The organism is Lentzea kentuckyensis (assembly GCF_002150765.1).
Lineage (GTDB): Bacteria > Actinomycetota > Actinomycetes > Mycobacteriales > Pseudonocardiaceae > Lentzea > Lentzea kentuckyensis.
The window spans coordinates 1-1,221 of the sequence record NZ_MUYM01000260.1 but is presented as its reverse complement, the minus strand read 5'-3'; the positions used below and the strand labels follow the sequence as shown (position 1 = coordinate 1,221).

At 65.5% G+C, this 1,221-nt stretch carries 2 protein-coding genes; both read left to right on the top strand.

Annotation, left to right across the window (positions count from 1 at the left end; all coding sequences use genetic code 11):
* The coding region (locus B0F77_RS46570; protein WP_158103038.1) for a TraM recognition domain-containing protein at positions 1–529 on the top strand (529 nt) is incomplete at its 5' end.
* Complete coding sequence (locus B0F77_RS46565; RefSeq protein WP_086667073.1) at positions 526–1,101, top strand: hypothetical protein; 576 nt, start codon at positions 526–528, stop codon at positions 1,099–1,101. The genes B0F77_RS46570 and B0F77_RS46565, both read left to right, overlap by 4 nt.
* Positions 1,102–1,221 lie beyond the last annotated feature (120 nt).

Below are 1,221 nucleotides of genomic sequence, written 5' to 3'. Positions count from 1 at the left end.
GAACGCGACTCCCGTACCGCAGGTCCCGGACATCATCTCCGATTCCGCCGGCCGTGGCGTGCTCATCCACTGGGGCGCTCAAACCGTGGCAGCACTGGAAGATGCGTTCGGTACCCAGCGAACCCGTCAGCTGTTGGACAACACCACGACCTTGTCGGTCTGGGGCGGGATCAAGGACCGGACCACCTTGGAGTGGGTTTCCTTGCTGACGGGGCATCACGATCGTCGTCGGTACCAGCAGCAAAGCGACGGCCTTCTTGGCCATGCCCGCACCTCGGTCGGGCTGGAGACGGTGCCCACCTACCGGCCAGGCGACGTTCGTCGCGTGCGCCGCGGTCGCGTTCTGGTGATCCACCGCCACCTTGCCCCGATCCTGGCCCGTACCGTCGATGTGCGGAAACGACCCGATTGGAAGATGATCTGCAGCCACGTTCAGGCTGTGCGCGACGGGCAGGTCGAGCTCGGTTCGGACGGGCTCGCTGTCGGAGCAGGGTTGAGGACCGGCCAGCTCGGCGGATTCGCGGCATGAGCGGCGAGGCAGCGCGGTCGGGTGCCGATGTGGGAGACCGGGATGCTCAGATCTCGGCGCTGACTGATCTCGTCGAGGCGCTGACGCGGAAGCTGCGCCGCGTCGAAGACAGGGTCAACCAGTTGGTTGCGAGACCCGGACCGGAGTCCAGTGCGGACGAGGAAGCTGTGGCCGAGCCAGCCCCGTGGGTGTGGTTCAGCCCGCCTGCAGCTGCCGAGAGCGACCCTGCTGGAGACGGAGATCCGCGGAACACCGTCGACAACTTCGTGGCTTGGTACAATGTCACGTTCGTTGGCGTTGACGGGAGCCGTGCTCGGCCGATTCCTCAGTGCTGGAGCCAACATCCCGGACTGGCGATGGAGGTCGCGGCGCTTGCTTACAGCTGGCGTGCGGCTAACGTTGGCCCGAACACTACCGAACGGGACGCACAGCAGTGGCTGCACCAGTGGCGACCAGGCTTCGCTGACCGACTTGCCCGTGAGTGGGGGAGCCCCGACTGCCTCGACGGAGACCACCGCGACGACGGGCGAGCCCGCGGGGACCGGTACGAGATTGATGAAAAGCTCAGGTGAGGGCTGCTGGCGTTGTCACCGTACGAAGATCAGGAGCGCCGCGTGACGTCGTTCTCGGTCCTGTAGCGACACGCGAACCCTACCGGTCTATGTCCAGAAATTCTGGACATAGACCGGTAG